General features: G+C 70.5%; 22 protein-coding genes. 8 read left to right on the top strand and 14 right to left on the bottom strand.

The window, feature by feature from the left end:
• Positions 1 to 95 precede the first annotated feature (95 nt).
• The 3 genes from EDD90_RS08700 to EDD90_RS08690 all read left to right on the top strand — a co-directional run bounded on the left by EDD90_RS08700 (position 96) and on the right by EDD90_RS08690 (position 1,425).
• On the top strand, positions 96 to 293 hold the full coding sequence (locus tag EDD90_RS08700) for a hypothetical protein (protein ID WP_123972529.1): 198 nt from the start codon (positions 96 to 98) through the stop codon (positions 291 to 293).
• Positions 294 to 465: 172 nt separating this feature from the next.
• On the top strand, positions 466 to 960 hold the full coding sequence (locus tag EDD90_RS08695; protein WP_123972528.1) for an SHOCT domain-containing protein: 495 nt from the start codon (positions 466 to 468) through the stop codon (positions 958 to 960).
• Between the two features lie 30 nt (positions 961 to 990).
• Entirely contained in the window at positions 991 to 1,425 is a 435-nt protein-coding gene (locus tag EDD90_RS08690; protein WP_123972527.1) for a hypothetical protein, read from the top strand.
• 63 nt (positions 1,426 to 1,488) lie between these two features.
• On the opposite strand, the gene EDD90_RS08685 is transcribed toward EDD90_RS08690, so the two are convergent.
• Entirely contained in the window at positions 1,489 to 2,373 is an 885-nt protein-coding gene (locus EDD90_RS08685; RefSeq protein ID WP_123972526.1) for a LysR family transcriptional regulator, read from the bottom strand.
• A 166-nt stretch (positions 2,374 to 2,539) separates the two neighbouring features.
• Between EDD90_RS08685 and EDD90_RS08680 the strand changes: the two genes are divergently transcribed.
• From EDD90_RS08680 to EDD90_RS08670, 3 genes are all read left to right on the top strand, one after another.
• The gene (locus tag EDD90_RS08680; protein WP_123972525.1) at positions 2,540 to 3,430 is read left to right on the top strand and encodes an SDR family oxidoreductase; all 891 of its coding nucleotides are present in this window, start codon (positions 2,540 to 2,542) and stop codon (positions 3,428 to 3,430) included.
• 94 nt (positions 3,431 to 3,524) lie between these two features.
• Positions 3,525 to 4,991: an AlkA N-terminal domain-containing protein gene (locus tag EDD90_RS08675; RefSeq protein WP_123981030.1), complete on the top strand. Its 1,467-nt coding sequence runs from the start codon at positions 3,525 to 3,527 to the stop codon at positions 4,989 to 4,991.
• Between the two features lie 10 nt (positions 4,992 to 5,001).
• Positions 5,002 to 5,484 carry a methylated-DNA--[protein]-cysteine S-methyltransferase gene (locus tag EDD90_RS08670; protein ID WP_123972524.1) on the top strand — a complete coding sequence of 161 codons (483 nt, stop codon included), beginning with the start codon at positions 5,002 to 5,004 and terminating at the stop codon, positions 5,482 to 5,484.
• 160 nt (positions 5,485 to 5,644) lie between these two features.
• Here the strand turns inward: EDD90_RS08670 and EDD90_RS08665 are convergent, their stop codons facing one another.
• The 3 genes from EDD90_RS08665 to EDD90_RS08655 all read right to left on the bottom strand — a co-directional run bounded on the left by EDD90_RS08665 (position 5,645) and on the right by EDD90_RS08655 (position 8,940).
• Complete coding sequence (locus EDD90_RS08665) at positions 5,645 to 7,489, bottom strand: FAD-dependent oxidoreductase (protein ID WP_123972523.1); 1,845 nt, start codon at positions 7,487 to 7,489, stop codon at positions 5,645 to 5,647.
• A gap of 107 nt (positions 7,490 to 7,596) precedes the next feature.
• On the bottom strand, positions 7,597 to 8,322 hold the full coding sequence (locus tag EDD90_RS08660; protein ID WP_123972522.1) for a Sir2 family NAD-dependent protein deacetylase: 726 nt from the start codon (positions 8,320 to 8,322) through the stop codon (positions 7,597 to 7,599).
• 78 nt (positions 8,323 to 8,400) lie between these two features.
• Positions 8,401 to 8,940: a GNAT family N-acetyltransferase gene (locus EDD90_RS08655; protein WP_123972521.1), complete on the bottom strand. Its 540-nt coding sequence runs from the start codon at positions 8,938 to 8,940 to the stop codon at positions 8,401 to 8,403.
• A gap of 191 nt (positions 8,941 to 9,131) precedes the next feature.
• Here EDD90_RS08655 and EDD90_RS56955 point away from each other — a divergent pair, with 191 nt between their 5' ends.
• Entirely contained in the window at positions 9,132 to 9,458 is a 327-nt protein-coding gene (locus EDD90_RS56955; protein WP_260327735.1) for a response regulator transcription factor, read from the top strand.
• Between the two features lie 34 nt (positions 9,459 to 9,492).
• On the opposite strand, the gene EDD90_RS08645 is transcribed toward EDD90_RS56955, so the two are convergent.
• Positions 9,493 to 9,987 (bottom strand): NUDIX hydrolase, encoded by a 495-nt coding sequence (locus tag EDD90_RS08645; RefSeq protein ID WP_123972520.1) that lies wholly within the window; start codon positions 9,985 to 9,987, stop codon positions 9,493 to 9,495.
• On the bottom strand, positions 9,984 to 11,108 hold the full coding sequence (locus EDD90_RS08640; protein ID WP_123972519.1) for an ADP-ribosylglycohydrolase family protein: 1,125 nt from the start codon (positions 11,106 to 11,108) through the stop codon (positions 9,984 to 9,986). Before EDD90_RS08640 ends, EDD90_RS08645 begins: the two co-directional genes overlap by 4 nt.
• Before the next feature lie 159 nt (positions 11,109 to 11,267).
• Here EDD90_RS08640 and EDD90_RS08635 point away from each other — a divergent pair, with 159 nt between their 5' ends.
• Positions 11,268 to 12,386 carry a glycerate kinase gene (locus tag EDD90_RS08635; protein ID WP_123981026.1) on the top strand — a complete coding sequence of 373 codons (1,119 nt, stop codon included), beginning with the start codon at positions 11,268 to 11,270 and terminating at the stop codon, positions 12,384 to 12,386.
• 336 nt (positions 12,387 to 12,722) lie between these two features.
• Here the strand turns inward: EDD90_RS08635 and pssA are convergent, their stop codons facing one another.
• The 8 genes from pssA to EDD90_RS08595 all read right to left on the bottom strand — a co-directional run bounded on the left by pssA (position 12,723) and on the right by EDD90_RS08595 (position 21,715).
• Positions 12,723 to 13,547 (bottom strand): CDP-diacylglycerol--serine O-phosphatidyltransferase, encoded by an 825-nt coding sequence (gene pssA, locus EDD90_RS08630; protein WP_123981024.1) that lies wholly within the window; start codon positions 13,545 to 13,547, stop codon positions 12,723 to 12,725.
• Between the two features lie 22 nt (positions 13,548 to 13,569).
• Positions 13,570 to 14,226, bottom strand: a complete 657-nt coding sequence (locus tag EDD90_RS08625) for a phosphatidylserine decarboxylase (RefSeq protein ID WP_123972518.1) — start codon at positions 14,224 to 14,226, stop codon at positions 13,570 to 13,572.
• Positions 14,227 to 14,395: 169 nt separating this feature from the next.
• On the bottom strand, positions 14,396 to 15,601 hold the full coding sequence (locus tag EDD90_RS08620; RefSeq protein ID WP_123972517.1) for an acyl-CoA dehydrogenase family protein: 1,206 nt from the start codon (positions 15,599 to 15,601) through the stop codon (positions 14,396 to 14,398).
• 3 nt (positions 15,602 to 15,604) lie between these two features.
• Positions 15,605 to 16,117 carry a MaoC family dehydratase gene (locus EDD90_RS08615; RefSeq protein ID WP_123972516.1) on the bottom strand — a complete coding sequence of 171 codons (513 nt, stop codon included), beginning with the start codon at positions 16,115 to 16,117 and terminating at the stop codon, positions 15,605 to 15,607.
• A 5-nt stretch (positions 16,118 to 16,122) separates the two neighbouring features.
• Complete coding sequence (locus tag EDD90_RS08610; RefSeq protein ID WP_123972515.1) at positions 16,123 to 17,088, bottom strand: CoA ester lyase; 966 nt, start codon at positions 17,086 to 17,088, stop codon at positions 16,123 to 16,125.
• A complete protein-coding gene (locus tag EDD90_RS08605) occupies positions 17,085 to 19,133 on the bottom strand; it encodes a protein meaA (protein ID WP_123972514.1) in 2,049 nt (682 codons plus the stop codon). The genes EDD90_RS08610 and EDD90_RS08605 overlap by 4 nt, the downstream gene beginning before the upstream one ends.
• 17 nt (positions 19,134 to 19,150) lie before the next feature.
• Positions 19,151 to 20,494 carry a crotonyl-CoA carboxylase/reductase gene (gene ccrA / locus EDD90_RS08600; protein WP_123972513.1) on the bottom strand — a complete coding sequence of 448 codons (1,344 nt, stop codon included), beginning with the start codon at positions 20,492 to 20,494 and terminating at the stop codon, positions 19,151 to 19,153.
• 408 nt (positions 20,495 to 20,902) lie between these two features.
• Entirely contained in the window at positions 20,903 to 21,715 is an 813-nt protein-coding gene (locus EDD90_RS08595; RefSeq protein ID WP_185149588.1) for a TetR family transcriptional regulator, read from the bottom strand.
• Between the last annotated feature and the right edge of the window lie 58 nt (positions 21,716 to 21,773).

Raw genomic sequence — 21,773 nt, 5'->3', positions numbered from 1 at the left:
GGCGACGGTTCACCTCTGCCGGGTGAGGCCGAACGCCGCCGCGCGGCGCAGGCTCGGTGGATGGACCGCAGCAGCCCCGCGGCGGGAGACGTCCCATGCGCTACGAGATCCGCCTCGAAGGGATCATGTCGGAGACGCTGACCAAGGCATTCCCCGAAATGGATCACGTGATGATGTCGGGTCAGACGATCCTGTTCGGTCATGTCGTCGACGAGGCGCACCTGTACGGGCTCCTGAACCGCTGCCTGTCGCTCGGACTGCGGGTCGTCGAGATGCGGCCGGTGCCGGAGTGACAGCCGCCAGGACCACACGGACCAGTTCAGGGCCGCCCGGGAGCGCCCGGTGCCGCCGGCCGTTCCCGGGCCCACGATCACCCGCGCAGGGTGAGGCCTTCCACCGGGTGCCGTGCGCACGCTGAAAACCTGAGCCCGGCTCGACAGCCGGTGCCGTGGACGGAGGACACAAATGAGCGCGCAGACCTACCTCGCGTACGACTATCCGTTGCTGAGCGCCTTCTGGACCATGCTGTGGCTCTTCCTGTGGATCATGTGGCTGGTCCTGCTGTTCCGGGTCGTCCTGGACATCTTCCGCGACGACTCGATGGGCGGCTGGGCCAAGGCCGGCTGGCTGGCCCTCTGCATCGTGGTCCCGTTCCTGGGCGTCCTCGTCTACGTGATCGCCCGTGGCAAGGGCATGGGGCAGCGGGAGATCGCCCAGGCCCGCGACCAGCAGAAGGCGTTCGAGTCCTACGTCCGGGAGACCGCCAGGGGCGGCACTGGCGGGACCAGCAGCGTCGACGAGCTGACCAAGCTCTCCGAGATGAAGGCCCGCGGCGACATCTCGGACGACGAGTTCCGCAGGGCCAAGGAACTGGTCCTGAGTGACCTCGGGCCGGCCGCCGGCCGCCCCGGCAGCGTGGCCGGTGCCCCCGGGACCGTGTCCGGTGCACCGAGGCGCTGAGCCCCTCAGAGAACGAATCGAGGCAGTCGTATGACAGCGACACACCCCGCGCAGCACCCGCACGCACACACCGCCCGGATGCAGTGGGCCGGCGGACTGACGGCCTTCGCAGCCGTGATGCTCATGATCGCCGGACTGCTCGCGGTCTTCCGGGGCATCATGGCGATCGCCCAGGACGACGTCTTCGTCACCACGCCCAACTACGTGTTCAAGTTCGACCTCACCAGCTGGGGCTGGATCCACCTGGTGCTGGGCGTGATCGCGGTGGCCGTCAGCATCGGCCTGTTCCAGCCGGCCGCGTGGGCACGCGGCGCGGGTGTGGCCATCGCCGCGCTGGTGATCATCGCCAACTTCCTGTCCCTGCCGTACTACCCCGTCTGGTCCGTCGTGATGATCGCGCTGTCCGGATTCATCATCTGGGCGCTGTGCGTGGTGCAGCGCGATGACTCCGAGGAGCGGGTCTGACGGTCCGTGAACGTCACAGGGGTTGCCGCCGACGGCGGCAACCCCTGTGACGTTCACGGACCGTCAGCGGGCGGCGTCGGCGGGGACCAGGTGGGTCTCGGCCGCGTGCCGGAACGCCGGGAGCAGCGCATGGCGGTCGCCTGCCCGGGCGGCCAGGACGACCTGGACGGGCTCGGCGTCCTCGACCGGGATCACGGCGATGTCCGGCCGCAGGCTGCCGCGGAACCCGGCCGGCGCCAGGGACACCACCTCACCGCTCGCGACCAGCTCCAGCTTGTCCTCCAGCGTCTCCACCAGAGGGCCCAGATTGGTGTGGCCGGCGGGATTCGCCCCGATCCGGTCGGCTCCGGCGAAGCGGGGGAGGGGCTCGTCGGCGAAGTCCGCGAGCGTGATCGACTCCTTGCCGGCCAGCCGGTGGCCGACCGGGACCAGGAGGACGCGCGGCTCGTCGTAGAGGACCCGGACGTCCAGGTCGTCGGCGCGGAACAGGAACCGGGACACCACGACATCGACGCGGTGGTCGAGCAGCGCGTCGCGCGGCTCGTTCCAGTCCACGTGCTGGGTGCGGATGTCGGCCCGCGGGTGGCGGTGGCGCAGCTCGCGTACGGCCGGGGTGACGATCTGGTGGGTGGTGTAACCGACGGTGAACGGGCCGTGCGCGGCGGCGGATCGGGCGCTCGCGGCGGCCCGGGCGGCGGTCCGCAGCAACTCCCTGGCCTGCGGCAGAAAGGTCTCCCCGGCCTCGGTGAGCCGGGTGCCGCGCGGGGTGCGGTCAAGGAGCCGGACATCCAACTCCCGCTCCAGACGCCGGATCTGACGGCTCAGCGAGGGCTGGGCGAGATGCAGAGCCTCGGCGGCGCGGCCGAAGTGCAGTTCCTCGGCGACCACGGTGAAGTAGCGCACCAGGCGCAGCTCCAGGTCCACCGGCGGTACAGGGGAATCGGGCACCCCTCGACTGTAGCTCCCGCCCGACTGCGGCCGCCGTGAACGCTGTGAACTGCGGTCATGACCGAAGGAACATCACCCGGTACGGAACAGGTCTTGGACCCGGGCGCCGGGCCGGACGCACGCTGGAGCCGTTCCAGAACTTTCACTCTCCGTGAGGTGATTCGTCATGCGTGTGTTCGTCACCGGCGCCACCGGGTTCATCGGCAGCGCGGTGGTCCGCGAACTGCTCGGCGCCGGGCACCAGGTGCTCGGCCTCGCCCGTTCGGACGCGGCCGAGGCGGCCCTGAAGGAGGTGGGGGCACAGGCGCACCGGGGCGACCTGAACGACGTCGACGGACTGCGGGTCGCGGCGGACGCCACGGACGGTGTGGTCCACACGGGCTTCAACCACGACTTCTCCGACCCGCACGGCGCCCTGCGCACCGAACTGGCGGCCCTGGCCGCCTTCGGCGACGCGCTCGCCGACTCCGGCCGCCCCCTGGTCATCAGCTCCGTGACCGGCCTGCTCGCCCCGGGCCGCCTCGGCACCGAAGCCGACGGCCCCGACCCGGCGGCGCCCGGCGCGCACCGGGGCGACTCGGAACGGGCCGCCCTGGCCCTGGCCGACCGCGGGGTGCGGGTCTCCGCGATCCGGCTCCCCTCGGTGCACGGCGCGGGCGACCACGCCTTCGTCCCGTACCTGATCGCCATCGCCAGGGACAAGGGCGTCTCCGCCTACCTCGGCGAGGGCGTCAACCGCTGGTCGGCCGTGCACCGCCTGGACGCCGCCCGTCTCTACCGCAAGGCCCTGGAGACGGCCCCGGCCGGTGCCGTGCTGCACGCGGCCGCCGAGGACGGCGTGCGGCTGCGCGACATCGCCGAGGTCATCGGCCGCCGCCTCGACGTACCGGCCGTCTCCCTCGCGCCGAAGGAGGCGGCCGCACACTTCGGCTGGATGGGCCGCTTCGTCGGCAACGACAACCCCACGTCGAGCGCCGCGACCCGGGAGCGGTACGACTGGCAGCCCGAGCAGCCGGGACTGCTGGCCGACCTGGACCAGGACCACTACTTCGACTGAGCCTCCCCGGGCCTGAGGTCAGCCCACCTTCGTGTCGGATTTCCGCCAGCATCGGCCCCCTCCGGTGGCCGATGCTGGTCTCATGCAGACAGGGATGCACCTCGACCGAGAGCACTGCGTACGGGCCGTGCAGTCGAAGGACGCGCGGTTCGACGGCTGGTTCTTCACGGCCGTCCTGACGACCCGTATCTACTGCCGGCCCAGTTGCCCGGTGGTTCCGCCCAAGCCACAGAACATGACGTTCTACCCGAGCGCGGCCGCCTGCCAGCAGGCCGGGTTCCGGGCCTGCAAGCGCTGCCGCCCCGACACCAGCCCCGGCTCCCCGGAGTGGAACCAGCGCGCCGACCTGGTCGCCCGCGCCATGCGGCTGATCGCCGACGGAGTCGTGGACCGCGAGGGCGTGCCCGGCCTCGCCGCCCGCCTCGGCTACAGCCCCCGGCAGGTCGAACGCCAGCTCCTCGCCGAACTCGGCGCCGGACCGCTGGCCCTGGCCCGCGCCCAACGGGCCCAGACCGCCCGTCTGTTGATCGAGACGACCGCCCTGCCGATGGCGGAGATCGCCTTCGCGGCCGGCTTCTCCTCGATCCGCGCCTTCAACGACACCGTCCGCGAGGTCTTCGCGCTCTCGCCGACCGAACTGCGCGACCGCCGCCCCAGGTCGGCACAGCTCGCCCCCGGCACGCTCACCCTCCGCCTCCCGTTCCGCGCCCCCCTCAACCCCGACAACCTCTTCGGGCACCTCGCCGCCACCGCCGTGCCCGGCGTCGAGGAGTGGCGGGACGGCGCCTACCGGCGGACCCTGCGGCTGCCGTACGGCCACGGCATCGTCGCCCTCACCCCGAGGCCCGACCACATCGCCTGCCGGCTCACCCTCAGCGACCTGCGGGACCTGCCCGTCGCCATCAGCCGCTGCCGCCGCCTGCTCGACCTGGACGCCGACCCGGTCGCCATCGACGACCAGCTGCGCACGGACCCCTTCCTGGCCCCGCTGGTGGACAAGGCACCGGGACGGCGGGTGCCGCGCACGGTCGACGAGGCGGAGTTCGCCGTCCGGGCCGTGCTGGGCCAGCAGGTGTCCACGGCCGCCGCCCGCACCCACGCGGCCCGCCTGGTGACCGCCCACGGCACACCGGTGGACGACCCCGAGGGCGGCCTCACCCACCTCTTCCCGTCCCCCGAGGCGCTGGCGGAGGTGCCCCCCGAGTCCCTGGCGATGCCCCGCACCCGCCGCACCACCTTCACCACCCTGGTCGGCCAACTCGCCGACGGCACCCTCCCCCTGGGCGTGGAGAGCGACTGGGCGGAAGCCCGCGCCAAGCTCCTCTCCCTGCCCGGCTTCGGCCCCTGGACCGTCGACGTCATCGCCATGCGTGCCCTCGGCGACCCCGACGCCTTCCTCCCCACCGACCTCGGAATCCGCCGCGCCGCCCAGGAGCTGGGCCTGCCCGGCACCCCGGCCGCACTCACCGCACGCGCGGCGGCCTGGCGCCCCTGGCGGGCCTACGCGGTCCAGTACCTGTGGGCGACCGACAGCCACCCGATCAACTTCCTTCCCGTGTAAGGACCTTGCCATGAAGAACCACACAGTCACCGACAGCCCGTACGGCCCCCTCACCCTCGTCGCCGAGGACGGCACCCTCTGCGGCCTCTACATGGAGGACCAGCGGCACCGTCCGCCCGAGGAGACCTTCGGCGACCGCGACGACGACCTCTTCGCCGAGACGGAGGAACAGCTCTCCGCTTACTTCGCGGGTGGGTTGAAGGAGTTCACCGTCGAACTGCGCCTGAACGGCACCCCGTTCCAGCGCAGCGTCTGGGAGCAACTGCGCCGGATCCCCTACGGCGAGACCCGTTCGTACGGCGAACTGGCCGAAGCCCTGGGCAATCCCCAGGCATCCCGCGCGGTCGGCCTCGCCAACGGCAAGAACCCGGTCGGCATCATCGTGCCCTGCCACCGAGTGATCGGCGCCAACGGCAGCCTCACCGGCTACGGCGGCGGCCTGCCCCGCAAACGACGCCTACTGGACTTCGAACGGGGAACGGGGCTCTTCTGACCGGGCTCTTCCTTCTCGCCCTGGGGGAGGACGGCACGGAACCCCCGGTCGGCCGAGGTTGTTCGCGGCGGTCTTGTAGTCGGCGGCCTGGATGTACTTCGCGCAGGCCTGTGCGTCGGCCGGGCTGTCGAACGCCTCGCCGGGCTCACGTCGGCGGGTCCTATCCCAGGTCGAAGGTGTTGGGCAGGCCCAGGCGATAGCGCGCCTCGTCGACGCGTTTCAGGGGCTCCATCTCCGGCGGCCGGAACAACTCCCAGATGTGACACCGCTCGGCGCCGGAGTCGTCCGCGTCCAGGAGTGCGTTGACGGCGCGTCGCGCGGACTCGTTGGCTCCCTCCATGGTCGCCAGGTCCACATCCGTACGGACGTAGTCGCCCGCGAGGAAGAAGTTCGGCACCGCCGTCCTCGCCGACGGGCGGTGGTAGAGCGTGCCGGTGGGGTGGATGAGGAGTTGCTCGCGGTTCTGCGGGTCGGGGCCGCCGAGGCCCGTCACCGCCGGGTCCATGAACCAGCCGAGCCGGTCCTCGTCCCTGAGTGTCGTCTTGCCCGAGTCGTTCAGCCCGTCCTTCAGCTGGGCCCACAGTTCGGCGACGATCTCGTCCTTGGTGCACTCGCGGGCCGTCTTGCCGTACAGGATGCCGGGCTTGTCCCACTCGGAGATGATCGTGGACAGGCACTCGTGGGCCTGTCCGTCTCCGTAGTCGCGTGCGAAGTCCCGCACGTCCCAGAACTGCGTCTGGCCGATTCCGGTGACCGCCCACGGTGAGTCGAGGCAGTTGATGTGGCCGTGCACGACGGGGGTGGGCGTGCGCAGGTAGAACATCACGCCGGTCATCCAGTCCGTCTTCAGCGCGTCGCACCGCCCGAGCTGCGGGTCGGCAGCGCGCAGGGCCGGGCCCCAGGTCACACGCGCGTGCTCGACCGGGAGGGCGGAGACGTAGTGGTCGGCGGTGACGGTGCGCTGCCGGCCGCCGTCCCGTTCCGCCACGCGTACGCCGGTCACCCGGCCGCCGTCGTACACCACCTCCCGGACCTCGGTGCCGAGCACGAACTCGACGCCGAGGGAGCGCAGCTGCGTCTCCCAGGGGTCGATCCACGCCTCGCTGGTCGGCGCGTTCAGCACCCGGTCGACGTCCGCGTCGCCGTCCAGGCCGCGGCCGAGCAGCCCCCACAGGATGAGGGCCTCGATGATGACGCGGCCGACGGTGCGGGTGGAGGCGATCTCGGCGCGAGTGGCGACGAGGTTGCGGGTCTGGCCGATGCCGAGCAGCACCTGGTACTCCCGGCTCATCTCGCCGGCCCGGATGAAGTCCCACCAGGCGACCTTCTCCCACTGGCCCTCACGCCGGGCGTCGCAACTCGTGAGGTGGACCAGGAGGCGGTCGGCGAAGTAAGCGGCCTCGTGGGCGGGCAGATGGGTGGCGAGGTCCAGCACCGACAGGATCTGGTCGCGGATCCAGGACGGGGTGAGGTCGCCGGGGGCGGGCGGGGTGGTGGCGCGGCGGAGCGGGAAGTGCAGGTCCGGGCGGCCGGAACCGCGGGCGAACAACTCCTCCGTACCGTTGCGGAGGTTGCCGTGGACGCCGTTCGTGTTGCCGGGGAAGGGGATACGGCGCATGGTGTCCGGCAGGTTCCGGTAGAAGCCGGGGAAGAAGCGGAAGCCGTGCTCGCCGGGAAGCGGCTTGCGGCCGCCCGTTCCGGTCCCGGGGACGTCCATCGAGCGGGCCTTGCCGCCGAGAACGTCGTAGAACTCGTAGACCGTGACCTCGTAGCCGCGTTCGGCGAGCTCGTGGGCGGCGCTGAGGCCGGAGACTCCGCCGCCGAGAACGGCGACACGCCTGCCGGAGGAAGCCGCGGCCGCGCTGCCGGCGGCGCACAGGGCGCCGGCTGTTCCCCCGCCGACGACTCCGGCGACCGCCCCTCCGGTCGTGGTCAGAAAACGTCTGCGGCTGTGCCCGTTGCGCTCGTTGTGCCCCTGAGACTGCTGCGCGTGTTCTGCTGCCATGAGCACTGGAGGGTAGGGAGGGGCTCCGGAAGCCGGAACCACTTTTCCCTGTCACCCACAGCATCCTCACAAACACGAAGAGGCAGCGTTTGCCGGGTGTTCCGGCCTCAGCCTTGCAACCGGCGGAGCAGTTCGGGCAGTGCGGCGCCGATCGGTTCCCGGACGACTTCGTCGGCCCGTTCGTCGTACGGTGTCGGCTCCGCGTTGACGATGATCAGCCGGGCGCCGTGGTCGGCGGCGACACCCACGAGGCCGGCGGCGGGCTGCACCTGCAGACTGCTGCCCACGGCGATGAACACCTGGCACGCCTTGCTGATGGCGAGCGCGTCGCCGAGCACCACCGGGTCCAGGCGCTCGCCGAACATCACGGTCGCCGACTTGAGGATCCCGCCGCATTCCAGACAGGGCGGATCGTCCTCGCCGGCCTCGACACGGGCGAGCGCGTCCGCCATCGGCCCGCGCGCATGACACTGCGTGCACACCACCTGCCGTGCGGTGCCGTGCAGTTCGAGCACCTTGCGCGCGGTCACACCACCGAGCTGGTGGAGTCCGTCGACGTTCTGCGTGATGACCCTGACCGGCACCCCGGACCGCTCCAGCTCGGCCACGGCCCGGTGCGCGGCGTTCGGCTCGGCGAGGAGCGCGCGGTTCTTGAGGCGCATCTGCCACGACCGCCGCCGGATCTCGGGATCGCCCATGTAGTACTCGTACGTGACGAGCTTCTCGGCTTCGGGATCCTTGCGCCACAGGCCGTTGGGACCGCGATAGTCAGGAATCCCGGAATCGGTGGAGATGCCCGCGCCACTCAGGATGGCGACGAGAGGCTTGTTCATGCGCCGAGCCTAGGACGCCTGTACGGCCGGCGGCGAACGGATATCAGGGTGCGGCTGGTCAGCGGTCCCGCCGCGGACTCAACCGGACGACGTGACCGGGGACCACATGCCGAGCCACTGCTCGGCGCCCCAGGCCTCGAACCGCTCCACCTCGGTGAACCCCAGCTTCGCCGCGAGACGCATCGAGCGGGCGTTGGCGGTCTGGGTGGTGAGCACCACCGGCTCGCCGGGAAGCGCGCCGGCGAGCCAGCCGAGTGCCGCCGCGCACGCCTCGGCGGCGTACCCGAATCCCCATGCCTGCGGCAGGAACAGGTAACCGAGATCGGCCTTCCCCGCGGCGGCCGGACGATGGTGCTCCGGTGCTCTTCTGAGCAGGAGCTGGCCGATCATCGATCCGTCGAGATCAACGACGAAACTCCCCGGCCACCGCTCCGGCACCGCGGGCAGCTCGCGCTCTAGCCCGGCACGCGGCCGGGGGCCGCCGAGGTAGGTGTGCACCGCCCGCGACGCCAGCAGCTCGACGAACGCCGCACGGTCCCGGGCCTCGGGCGCACGGAGCACGAGCCTCTCGGTCCTGATCGGCTCGGGCGGCCAGGCCACGGGTCCCAGATCCTCCATCCGGGCACGCTAGCAGGTGGCCGGACCGACCCGAACGGCCGGGCGGCGTACGGACATCGCTCCCGGCGCACGATGTTCCGGCGCCGGGAGCGAGGAGCGGTCAGCCCAGTCGGTAGGCGCGTATCACCGTCTGGCTGAAGGTGTCGCCCGCCTTGTCCGTGCCGCTCGCCCGGAGGGAGACCCAGCCGTGAGTGCCGCGGACCGTGGACGGGACGGGCGTCCAGGTCGCGCCGTCGTCGTACGGCCGTCCGCGCTGCTGGACGCCCCTCGTCGACTTCTTCGAGCCGTGCCGGCGGCAGGCCGTGCCGTTGCACGGGGAGGTCGGTGACGAACTCGGCGACGAGGGCCGGTCGTTGCTCGCGCTGATGGCCGCCGGGCTCAAGGACGAGGCCATCGCCCGGCGGCTCGGCTGGTCACCGCGCACCATGCGACGCCGGGTGAGCGCCCTGCTCACCCGGCTCGGCGCGACGAACCGGTTCCAGGCGGGTGCGATCGCCGCCCGCAGGGGCTGGCTGTGACCGGCTCGTCGCACCCGGGCTCACCTGACCGGGTTCACCCCACCCGGTGGCCGTTCTCCAGCTCGGCAGGGCCCGAACCCTCGGCCAGCACGTCCAGCGCGATCAGCACGCGCTGCCCCAGCGACCCCGGAAGATAGTCGGAGACCTCCGCGCGGGGCACCAGCCGCCAGCTCAGCAGTTCCTCCTCCTGGAGCCTGATCGCCCCGAGGTCCGCGTCGGTGAGGACACCGCCGTCGTACACATACGCCACCAGGGGCGGCCGCGCCGTCCCGTGCACCCAGTCCACCGTGAGCAGCCGGCCCATCTCCCGGTCCAGGCCGATCTCCTCCAGGGTCTCCCGGCGGGCACCCTGACGCGGGGTCTCCCCGTCGTCGGACTCGATGGTCCCGCCCGGCAGCGCCCAGCCCTCCCGGTAGTTGGGCTCGACGAGCAGCACCCGCCCCTCGGCGTCCCGGAAGAGCGCGGCGGCCCCGGCGAGGATCCGGGGGAGGCTCGCGATGTATGCGGCATACGTGTCGGTGGTGGTCACCCAGGCAGGGTATCCAGACCGGACCCGGTACCCGTCCGGGCGAGCCGTACCGTCCGCGCCGCCAGATCGCTGATCCGGGCCCCGTCGAAGCCGAAGACCGCACTGCGGACCGTGTCCTCCAGCGGGTCCTTCCACCGGTCCGGGACGGCCGCCGCACCGGTCAGCACCCCGGCCACCGAGCCAGCCGTCGCGCCGTTGGAGTCGGTGTCCAGGCCGCCGCGCACGGTGAGCGCGACGGTCCGGGTGAAGTCGCCGTCGCCGTAGAGCAGCCCGGCGGTGAGGACGGCCACGTTGGGGACGACGTGGATCCAGCCGAGGCCCGCGGTCTCGACGGAGACGGTGGTGAGGGTGTCCTCCCAGCTCAGCCGGGTCTCGTGCAGGGAGACGACCCGGCGTACGGTCCGGGCCAGGCGGCAGCTCGCCGGTACGACGGTGAGCGCGGCCTCGACCGCCTGCCGCACCGTCGGCGCGGTGAACGCCGCCGAGATCAGCGCGGCGGCCCACATCGCGCCGTACACCCCGTTGCCGGCGTGGGAGAGGACGGCGTCCCGGCGGGCCAGGGCGGCGGCCCGGTGCGGGTCGCCGGGGCAGGTCCAGCCGAAGATGTCGGCGCGGATCAGGGCGCCGATCCACTCCTGGTAGGGGTTGTCGTAGGTGGCGGTGAGGGGCGGCTTCAGGCCGCTCGCGAGGTTGCGGTAGGCGGCCCGCTCCGCGGTGAACGTCTGCAGATACGGCAGCCGCAGCAGCCACAGCTCGCCGACCTCCTCGGTGCTGAAGCCGAAGCCGTGGGTCTCCAGGAGGTCCAGGCCGAGGATCGCGTAGTCCACGTCGTCGTCACGGCAGCTGCCGTGGATCCGGCCGCGCACGCACTGCCGCCACTCGGGGCGCAGCGCGAGGGCGTCGGTCTCGTCGACGGGTTCGGGGAGGTAGTCGGTCAGCGGCAGGGCACCGGACCGCCGCAGATAGGCGTCGATGCGCTCCCGCGTCCACAGGTCGCCCCGCTCGACCGGTTTGCCGAGCATGTTGCCCGCGATCCGGCCGAGCCAGCCGCCGAGGACGCGGTCGGCGAGGACGTCCTCGGCGAGCTCGCGGTCGGTGAGCTCGGACTGCAGCTTGCCCATGTCTGCGGTCTACCCGTTTTCCCAGGTGGTTCCCAGCCCGTTCCCAGGGTTCGGGCGGGGAATGACGGCAAGGGTGTCCTCCGGTTAGGGTCACAGCGGCGCGACTGGCCTTGACGTGCGCGAGGCCCGGAGAGCAAGGGGATACAGGTGACACAGCGCGTGCTCATCGCCGCGGACAAGTTCAAGGGCTCGCTGACGGCCGTGCAGGTCGCCGACCGGGTCACGGCGGGGCTCCGGCGGGTGGTGCCCGGCGTCGAAGTGGAGGCGCTGCCCGTCGCCGACGGCGGGGACGGCACGGTGGCCGCGGCGGTCGCGGCCGGATTCGAACGCCACGAGCGACAAGTCGCCGGGCCGCTGGGGCAGGAGGTCACCGCCGCGTTCGCGCTGCGCGGCGACACCGCCGTCGTGGAGATGGCCGAGGCGAGCGGACTGCAGCGGTTGCCCCGCGGGGTCTTCGCACCGCTCACGGCCTCCACATACGGCTCCGGAGAGCTGCTGCGGGCCGCGCTGGACGCGGGTGCGCGCACGATCGTCTTCGGCGTCGGCGGCAGCGCCACGACGGACGGCGGCGCTGGCATGCTGTCGGCGCTAGGGGCGCGGTTCCTGGACGAGGACGGAGAGCCGGTGCCACCGGGCGGCGGCGGCCTCGCCGACCTCGCCCGCGCGGACCTGTCCGGGCTGGACCCGCGACTGTCCTCCGTCGACCTGATCCTCGCCAGCGACGTCGACAACCCGCTGACCGGTCCGAAGGGCGCGCCCGCGGTCTACGGACCGCAGAAGGGTGCCTCTCCGGACGACGTGGACCTGCTGGACGCGGCGCTGACCCACTACGCGAAGGTCCTGGAGGCCGAGGCTGGCCCGCGCGCCGCCGGGTACGCGGCGTCCCCGGGCGCCGGTGCGGCCGGCGGCATCGGATACGGCGCGCTGCTGCTCGGCGCGCGTTTCCGGGCCGGCATCGAGGTCATGCTCGACGTCCTCGGCTTCGCACCCGCGCTGGAGCGGGCGACGCTCGTCATCACCGGCGAGGGCTCGCTCGACGAGCAGACGCTGCACGGGAAGGCGCCGGCCGGGGTGGCCGCGGCCGCGCGTGCCGCGGGCAAGGAGGTGGTGGCGGTGTGCGGCCGCCTCGCGCTGCCGCCGGAGGCGATCGGCCGGGCGGGGATCCGGCGGGCGTATCCGCTGACGTCGGAGGAGCCGGACGTGGTGAAGTGCATCGCGGATGCGGGGCCGATCCTGGAACGCGTCGCGGCCCGGATCGCGGAGGACTTCCTGACCTGATCCCACCGGGGGCTCCGCCCCCGGACCCCCGGAACCTTCGCCCCTCCACCACCCGACTCGGTGGGACAAGAAGTGAACCAAGAGGCCGAGGCGGGCCGGGAGCGGAGAGGGCGGAGAGGGCCATGAGACGGGCCGCGGCCCAGAGGCTATGAGGCGGGCCGCGGCTGGGACGCCATGAGGCGGGCCGGGGACCGGGGTGGCTGTGCGGCGGGCCGGGTGGCTGGGACGGCCGACGGCTCGCCCGGACGGTGCCTGTCCAGTCGACCGAGTCGGGTGGGTGGGAAAACGACGAAGGGCCCCGGACCGAGTTACGGTCCGGGGCCCTCGGCGTTGTCGCTACGGCAGCTGTGCTGTCCTCGCCTCGCGTCGGTTGTCGCGGAAGTTGTTCACCCGGCGGGCCGTGGCGAACAGCGGGATCACCGCGCCGGTCACCAGCTGCAGCGCGCAGCCGGTCTGGAGGAGCAGCTGACCGCCGGGCGCGTCGAACGCCCAGGCCGCCAGGAGGCCCACCCCGAGCACGATCCAGGACAGCATCGCGACCGCGAGGCGGCCGCGCGGCTTCGGGTACTCGACCCGGCTCACCATCAGCCACGCCGTACCGAGGATCGCGAGCAGCGTCGCGAAGAACGGCAGCTCCAGGAGCACGATCGAGACGACGGTGAGTGCGCCGAACGGCGACGGCATGCCCTGGAACATGCCGTTCGGCGGTGTCACGCACGAGAAGCGCGCGAGTCTCAGCACCACGGCCAGCAGCACCACGACCGCTCCGACCGCGGCCACCTTCTGGTACGCGTCGTCCGCCACCATGCCGTAGACGAGGACGAAGTACGCCGGGGCCAGACCGAAGCTGATCAGGTCGGAGAGGTTGTCCAGCTCCGCGCCCATGGGGGAGGAGCGCAGCTTGCGTGCCACCAGGCCGTCGAACAGGTCGAAGATGGCCGCGCAGAGCATCAGGATGACCGCGGTGGCGGCGCTGTGCCGCGCCATGCCCGCCGACTGGTCGTCGCCGGTGAGGTGCGGGATCAGGATGCCGGTGGTGGTGAAGTACACCGCCATGAAGCCGCACGTGGCGTTGCCGAGGGTGAGGGTGTCCGCTATCGAGAGGCGGAGAGAGAGCGGCATCTCCTCCTCGTCGTCGCCGATCTCGTCGGCCTCGGGCACCCAGCCCGCCTGGGTCTCAGGATCAATCACGGTCAATGCGAGTCACCCCAGCCACGGTCTTCTGCCCGACCTCGACCGCGACCTCCACGCCCTCGGGCAGGTAGATGTCGACGCGCGAGCCGAAGCGGATCAGACCGATGCGGTCGCCCTGCTCGACCTTCGTGCCCTGCGGGATGTAGGGCACGATACGGCGGGCCACCGCGCCGGCGATCTGGATCATCTCGATGTCGCCGAGTTCGGTGTCGAAATGCCAGACTACGCGCTCGTTGTTCTCGCTCTCCTTGTTGAAGGCGGGAACGAAGCCACCGGGGATGTGCTCCACCGACGTCACCGTGCCCGACAGGGGCGCGCGGTTGACGTGGACGTTGAGCGGGCTCATGAAGATGGCGACGCGGGTGCGTCCGTCCTTCCACGGCATGATGCTCTGCACCACACCGTCGGCGGGCGAGATGACACGGCCCTGGGCGATCTCACGCTCGGGGTCGCGGAAGAACCACAGCATGCCCGCCGCGAGCGCGGTGGCGGGTACGGCGACGGCCTTGGCGGCGCCGGAGCGACGGGCGCGGAGAAGGCTGACGGCTGCGGTGGCGACGGTCGGGAGAAGCCACGGCGATGCTCCGCGCGCGAGGCGTACGCCGGCCAGGCTGTCTCGATGTGCAGAGGTTTGGCTGTGGGGCATGGATGACCTTCGTAGCGGATGATGCCGCGCAGGATACGGGGACGGCGGCTTTCCGGGATCGTACCGGTCGGGGGCCGCAACTGGGCAAGCCAGGAAGCCGAGTCGGCGGCCGAAGACCGTTGACGGGGTGTGATCTTCTTCTCGAAGAAAACACCCCGTACCGGGACAATCAGCCCTGGAATCGATACTCTTCGAGCAATCTGCGCCCGATGATCATTTTCTGGATCTCGGCGGTACCTTCGCCGATCAGCAACATCGGCGCCTCACGGTAGAGACGTTCGATCTCGTACTCCTTGGAGAACCCGTAGCCGCCGTGGATCCGGAAAGCATCCTCCACGACCTCCTTGCAGTACTCGGAGGCGAGGTATTTCGCCATCCCGGCCTCAAGGTCGTTTCGTTCCCCCGAGTCCTTTTTGCGTGCGGCGTTGACCATCATGGCATGCGCGGCCTCGACCTTGGTGGCCATCTCCGCCAGCTTGAACTGGATGGCCTGGTGCTGGGCGATCGCCTTGCCGAAAGTGTGACGCTGCTGGGCGTACCGGACGCCCAGTTCGAACGCGCGCTGGGCGACACCGCAGCCGCGCGCCGCCACGTTGACGCGGCCGACCTCCACTCCGTCCATCATTTGGTAAAAACCTCGGCCCGTGACGCCGCCGAGCACCCGATCGGCCGGAATCCGCAGCCCGTCCATGATCAGCTCGGTGGTGTCGACGCCCTTGTAGCCCATCTTGTCGATCTTGCCCGGGATGGTGAGGCCGGGGCGGACCTCGCCGAAGCCGGGCTCCTTCTCCACCAGGAAGGTCGTCATCGACTTGTGGGGCGCCGTGCCCTCGGGGTGTCCTTCGTCACTCCGGACGAGGACGGCCACGAGCGAGGACGTACCGCCGTTCGTCAGCCACATCTTCTGGCCGTTCAGGACGTACTCGTCGCCGTCCTTCACCGCCTTCGAGGTGATCGCCGACACGTCCGAGCCCAGGCCCGGCTCCGACATCGAGAACGCGCCCCGGATGTCGCCGGCCGCCATGCGCGGCAGGAAGTGGTCCTTCTGCTCCTGCGTGCCGTGCTGCTTGAGCATGTACGCCACGATGAAGTGCGTGTTGATGATGCCGGAGACGGACATCCAGCCGCGGGCGATCTCCTCGACGCACAGCGCGTACGTCAGGAGGGACTCGCCCAGGCCGCCGTACTCCTCGGGGATCATCAGGCCGAACAGGCCGAGCTCCTTGAGGCCGTCGACGATCTGCTGCGGGTACTCGTCGCGGTGCTCCAGCTCGGTGGCGACCGGGATGATCTCCTTGTCCACGAAGTCGCGGACGGTGGAGAGGATCTCCTGCTGGATATCGGTCAGACCGGCGGTCTGGGCGAGACGGGCCATCGCTTACTTCCCCTGTTCCTTGAGCTCGGGGCGGCCCGGCTGCTCGCCGCCGCGCTCCTTGATGTACGTCTCGGTCGGCACCATCACCTTGCGGCGGAAGACGCACACGAGCGTGCCGTCCTGCTTGTAGCCCTTGGTCTCGACGTAGACGATGCCGCGGTCGTTCTTCGACTTGGACGGCCACTTGTCGAGCACGGTCGTCTGGCCGTAGACCGTGTCGCCGTGGAAGGTCGGCGCCACGTGCTTCAGCGACTCGATCTCCAGGTTGGCGATCGCCTTGCCCGAGATGTCCGGCACGGACATGCCCAGCAGCAGCGAGTAGATGTAGTTCCCGACCACCACGTTCTTGCCGAAGTCCGTCGTCTTCTCGGCGTAATTCGTGTCCATGTGGAGCGGGTGGTGGTTCATGGTGAGGAGACAGAACAGGTGGTCGTCGTACTCCGTGACCGTCTTCCCGGGCCAGTGCTTGTACGTCGCGCCGACCTCGAACTCCTCATACGTGCGTCCGAACTGCATCGCGCTCAGGCCTCCGGGATCTCGAACTTCGACGTGCGCTGCATACCGGCGGCCCGGCCCTTGCCGGAGATGACCAGGGCCATCTTGCGGCTGGCCTCGTCGATCATCTCGTCGCCGAGCATCGCGGAGCCCTTCTTGCCGCCCGCCTCGGACGTGTAGTAGTCGTACGCGTCCAGGATCAGCTCGGCGTGGTCGTAGTCCTCCTGGGACGGCGAGAAGATCTCGTTGGACGCCTCGACCTGGCCCGGGTGCAGCACCCACTTGCCGTCGAAGCCGAGCGCGGCGGCGCGCCGGGCGACCTCACGGTAGCCGTCGATGTTGCGGATCTGGAGGTAGGGGCCGTCGATCGCCTGGAGGTTGTTGGCGCGGGCGGCCATCAGGATCTTCATCAGGATGTAGTGGTAGGCGTCCGCCGGGTAGCCGGGCGGCTGCTCGCCCACGACCAGCGACTTCATGTTGATGGACGCCATGAAGTCGGCCGGGCCGAAGATGATCGTCTCGACGCGCTGGGAAGCGGTGGCGATCTCGTTGACGTTGTTGAGGCCCTGCGCGTTCTCGATCTGCGCCTCGATGCCGATCTTGCCGACCTCGAAGCCCATGGTCTTCTCGATCTGGGTGAGGAGGAGGTCGAGCGCGACCACCTGCTGGGCCGTCTGGACCTTCGGCAGCATGATGCAGTCGAGGTTCTGGCCGGCGCCCTCGACGACCGTCACGACGTCACGGTACGTCCACTCGGTCGTCCAGTCGTTGACGCGCACCACGCGCGTCTTGCCGGTCCAGTCGCCCTCGTTGAGGAACTTGACGATGGTGTGCCGCGCCTCGGGCTTGGCGAGCGGCGCGCACGCGTCCTCCAGGTCGAGGAAGACCTGGTCCGCCGGGAGACCCTGCGCCTTCTCCAGGAAGCGGGGGTTCGAACCGGGTACTGCCAGGCACGAGCGCCGCGGGCGGAGACGGTTGACGGGCGTCGTCATGCGGGGACCTCCAGAGGGTCGAGCTTGTTCGCTTTCCGGATCTCGTCGACGATGCGGCCGATGATTCCGGTGATGTCGAAGTCCTTCGGGGTGAAGACCGCGGCCACTCCGGCTTCCCGCAGCTGCTCGGCATCACCGTTCGGGATGATGCCACCGGCGATCACGGGTATATCTGTGGCACCGGCCACACGGAGTCGTTCCAGGACGTCGGGGACCAGCTGCGCGTGCGACCCGGAGAGGATAGACAGGCCGACCGCGTGCACGTCCTCGGCGAGGGCCGCGTCCACGATCTGTTCGGGCGTCAGCCGGATGCCCTGGTAGACCACCTCGAAGCCGGCGTCACGGGCGCGCACGGCGATCTGCTCGGCGCCGTTGGAGTGACCGTCCAGGCCCGGCTTGCCCACCAGGAAGCGGAGCTTGCCGCTGCCCAGGTCGCGGGCGGTGGCGTCCACCTTCGCCCGCACCTCGGCCAGCGCCGAGCCCGGCTCGACGGGGACCGCTATGGGAGCCGAGGAGACGCCGGTGGGCGCCCGGAACTCGCCGAACACCTCGCGCAGCGCCCCGGCCCACTCGCCGGTCGTCACGCCCGCGCGGGCGCACTCCAGGGTGGCCTCCATGAGGTTGCCGGTGCCCTTGGCGGCCTCCTTCAGCCGCTCCAGGGCCTTGCAGGGCCGCGGGTGGTTGAACGGTGGCTGGTAGCGCGTGTCGCGCCAGTGGCCGATCGCCGCCACGACCCTCGCCTCGACGGCCGGGTCGACCGTCTGGATCGCGGTGTCCAGGTCAGCGGTCAGCGGGTTCGGCTCGGTCGTCTCGAAGATGTTGACGCCGACGATCTTCTCCTGGCCGGACTCGATCCGGGCCCGGCGCTCGGCGTGCGAGGAGACCAGCTGCGACTTCAGGTAGCCGGACTCGACGGCGGCCATCGCGCCGCCCATCTCCTGGATCCGGTCGATCTCCGCGAGGGAGTCCTCGACCAGCTGGGCGACCTTCTTCTCGATGACGTGCGAGCCCTCGAAGATGTCCTCGTACTCCAGCAGGTCGCTCTCATGGGCGAGGACCTGCTGGATCCGCAGCGACCACTGCTGGTCCCAGGGCGTCGGCAGGCCGAGCGCCTCGTTCCAGGCCGGCAGCTGCACGGCACGCGCGCGTGCGTCCTTCGACAGCGTCACGGCGAGCATCTCGAGGACGATCCGCTGGACGTTGTTCTCCGGCTGCGCCTCGGTCAGCCCCAGGGAGTTGACCTGGACGCCGTACCGGAACCGGCGCTGCTTGGCGTCCTCGATGCCGTACCGCTCACGGGTGATCTTGTCCCAGATGCGGCCGAACGCCCGCATCTTGCACATCTCCTCGACGAAGCGGACGCCCGCGTTCACGAAGAAGGAGATACGCGCGACGACATCGCCCATGCGCTCCTGCGGCACCTGGCCGGAGTCGCGCACGGCGTCGAGGACCGCGATGGCCGTCGACATGGCGTACGCGATCTCCTGGACCGGCGTGGCGCCCGCCTCCTGCAGGTGGTAGCTGCAGATGTTGATCGGGTTCCACTTGGGGATGTGGGAGACCGTGTACGCGATCATGTCCGTCGTCAGGCGGAGCGACGGCCCCGGCGGGAAGACATGCGTCCCCCGGGACAGGTACTCCTTGACGATGTCGTTCTGGGTCGTGCCCTGGAGCTTGGTGATGTCCGCGCCCTGCTCCTCCGCGACGACCTGGTAGAGCGCCAGCAGCCACATGGCGGTGGCGTTGATCGTCATCGAGGTGTTCATCTGCTCCAGGGGGATGTCCTGGAACAGCCGGCGCATGTCACCGAGGTGCGAGACGGGCACGCCCACCCGGCCGACCTCGCCGCGGGCGAGGATGTGGTCGGGGTCGTAGCCGGTCTGCGTCGGCAGGTCGAACGCCACCGACAGACCTGTCTGGCCCTTGGCGAGGTTGCGCCGGTACAGCTCGTTGGACGCCTCGGCCGTGGAGTGGCCGGCGTACGTGCGCATGAGCCACGGCCGGTCCTTCTCCCGCGTGCCTGCGGCATTCTGACGCTCAGTCATCTATGACCTCGGGTGTCTCAGATGTTGCGGAAGCGGTTGATGGCGTCGAGGTGCTTGGCGCGCATCTCCTCGTCGCGCACGCCGAGGCCTTCCTCGGGGGCGAGGCAGAGCACGCCGACCTTGCCCTGGTGGAGGTTGCGGTGCACGTCGTAGGCGGCCTGGCCGGTCTCCTCCAGGGAGTAGACCTTCGACAGCGTCGGGTGGATCTTGCCCTTCGCGATCAGCCGGTTGGCCTCCCAGGCCTCGCGGTAGTTGGCGAAGTGCGAGCCGATGATCCGCTTCAGGGACATCCACAGGTAGCGGTTGTCGTACTCGTGGTTGTAGCCCGAGGTGGAGGCGCAGGTGACGATCGTGCCGCCCTTGCGGGTGACGTAGACCGAGGCGCCGAAGGTCTCGCGGCCCGGGTGCTCGAAGACGATGTCCACGTCCTCGCCGCCGGTGAGCTCACGGATGCGCTTGCCGAAGCGCTTCCACTCGCGCGGGTCCTGCTCCTGCTCGTTCTTCCAGAACTTGTAGCCCTCGGCGTTGCGGTCGATGATCGCCTCGGCGCCCATCGCGCGGCAGATGTCCGCCTTCTGTGGCGAGGACACGACACAGATGGGGTTGGCGCCGCCGGCCAGCGCGAACTGCGTGGCGTACGAGCCGAGTCCGCCGCTCGCGCCCCAGATGAGCACGTTGTCGCCCTGCTTCATGCCGGCGCCGTTGCGGGAGACCAGCTGGCGGTAGGCGGTGGAGTTGACCAGGCCCGGGGCGGCGGCCTCCTCCCAGCTGAGGTGGTTCGGCTTCGGCATCAGCTGGTTGGACTTGACGAGCGCGACCTCGGCGAGACCGCCGAAGTTGGTCTCGAAGCCCCAGATGCGCTGCTCGGGGTCGAGCATCGTGTCGTTGTGCCCGTCGCTCGATTCCAGCTCCACGCTGAGGCAGTGCGCGACGACCTCGTCACCCGGCTTCCAGGCGTTGACGCCCGGGCCGGTGCGCAGGACGACGCCCGCGAGGTCGGAACCGATGATGTGGTACGGCAGGTCGTGCCGCTTGGTCAGCTCGCTGAGGCGGCCGTAGCGCTCCAGGAAGCCGAAGGTCGACAGCGGCTCGAAGATCGAGGTCCACACCGAGTTGTAGTTGACGCTGGACGCCATGACGGCGACCAGGGCCTCGCCCGGGCCCAGCTCGGGCAGGGCCACCTCGTCGAGGTGGATGGACTTGCGGGGGTCCTTGTCGCGGGTCTCCAGACCGGCGAACATGTCCGTCTCGTCCTTGTGCACGGTGATCGCGCGATACGACTCGGGGAGCGGCAGGGCGGCGAAGTCGGCCGGCGTCGAGTCCGGCGACTGGATCGCGTCCAGAATGGCCTGAGTGGTCACGGTGTTGCCTCCGGCGATGCTTGCGCCCCTTGAGGGAAGGGGCGCTGAGGGTTACGTCGGTGCTGCTGAGGGTTTTGGGAAAGATGCCGTCGGTCCGGCGGGGGTGGTGCTTCGGCAGCGCTTTGTGGCGCGGGAGGTTGCCTGTGACGCAGGCGTCCGGCGGGGGAGCTGGTGGGCTCACCGGGACAGGCCGGACACCATCAACGTATGACACCGCGTGTCATGTCGCAAGGCACTGAGTGCCAGAACCTCGCCTCAGATGAAATCTTTACGTAACAAATGAGCGATGATCGATCGAACGGGTCATGAAAGGTGCCTGAAAAGGGCCCCTGACATGCCAAAACGGCCACCCGGGCGGGTGGCCGTCATCACAGGCACGGAGTGTCGCGGGACACCCCGCGGGAGGGGTCAGCGTTCTTTGAGGGCCTGTTCGATGGTCCGCATGACCTCGTCCAGCGGGGCGTCGGTACGGGCGACGGTGACCAGCACCTCGCCCTGGGAGGACACCGTCGCGGGGCTCGCCGGCTTGGGCGCCGTCGAGCGCCCGGCCCCGATGCCCGTCCCGAACGTCTTCCGCACGATCGCGAAGGCGTGGTCCAGCTGCGCCTCCACATCCCCCTGTCCGCCCGCCCGCAGCCAGCGCCGCAGCACGTGGTTGTGGGCGGTGACCACCGCCGACGCGGCGACCTCGGCCAGCAGCGGGTCGTCGTTCGCGTCGTCCGCGTGGGCGTGCTCGTCGAAGTGGCCGAGGAGGTAGCGGGTGAAGAGCCGCTCGTAGCGGGCCACCGAGGCGATCTCGGCCTCGCGGAGGGTGGGCACCTCACGGGTGAGCTTGTAGCGGGCGACCGAGATCTCCGGCCGGGCCGCGTACATCTTCATGACTTCCTTGATGCCACGGCACACGGTGTCGAGCGGGTGCTCGTGGGCCGGGGCCGCGTTGAGCACCGCCTCCGCGCGGATCAGCGTGTCGTCGTGGTCGGGGAAGATCGCCTCTTCCTTGGAACGGAAGTGACGGAAGAACGTGCGGCGGGCGACCCCGGCCGCGGCCGCGATCTCGTCGACGGTGGTCGCCTCGTACCCCTTCGTCGCGAACAGTTCCATCGCGGCGGCCGCCAGTTCGCGGCGCATCTTGAGCCGCTGGGCCGCCGCGCGACTGCCTGCGGCACTCTCCGGCGCGTCGGGCGTGGCTGGTGTACGTGAGGACCTGGCGGGCTGGGACATGACCCGAACGTACTGCATGTGCGCAGCTTGATGCGCATGTCCGGGGTTTCCCCCGCCC

The sequence above is a fragment of the Streptomyces sp. Ag109_O5-1 genome (assembly GCF_003814875.1).
GTDB classification, from domain to species: Bacteria; Actinomycetota; Actinomycetes; order Streptomycetales; family Streptomycetaceae; genus Streptomyces; species Streptomyces sasae.
This window is presented reverse-complemented; position numbering and strand designations above follow the sequence as displayed.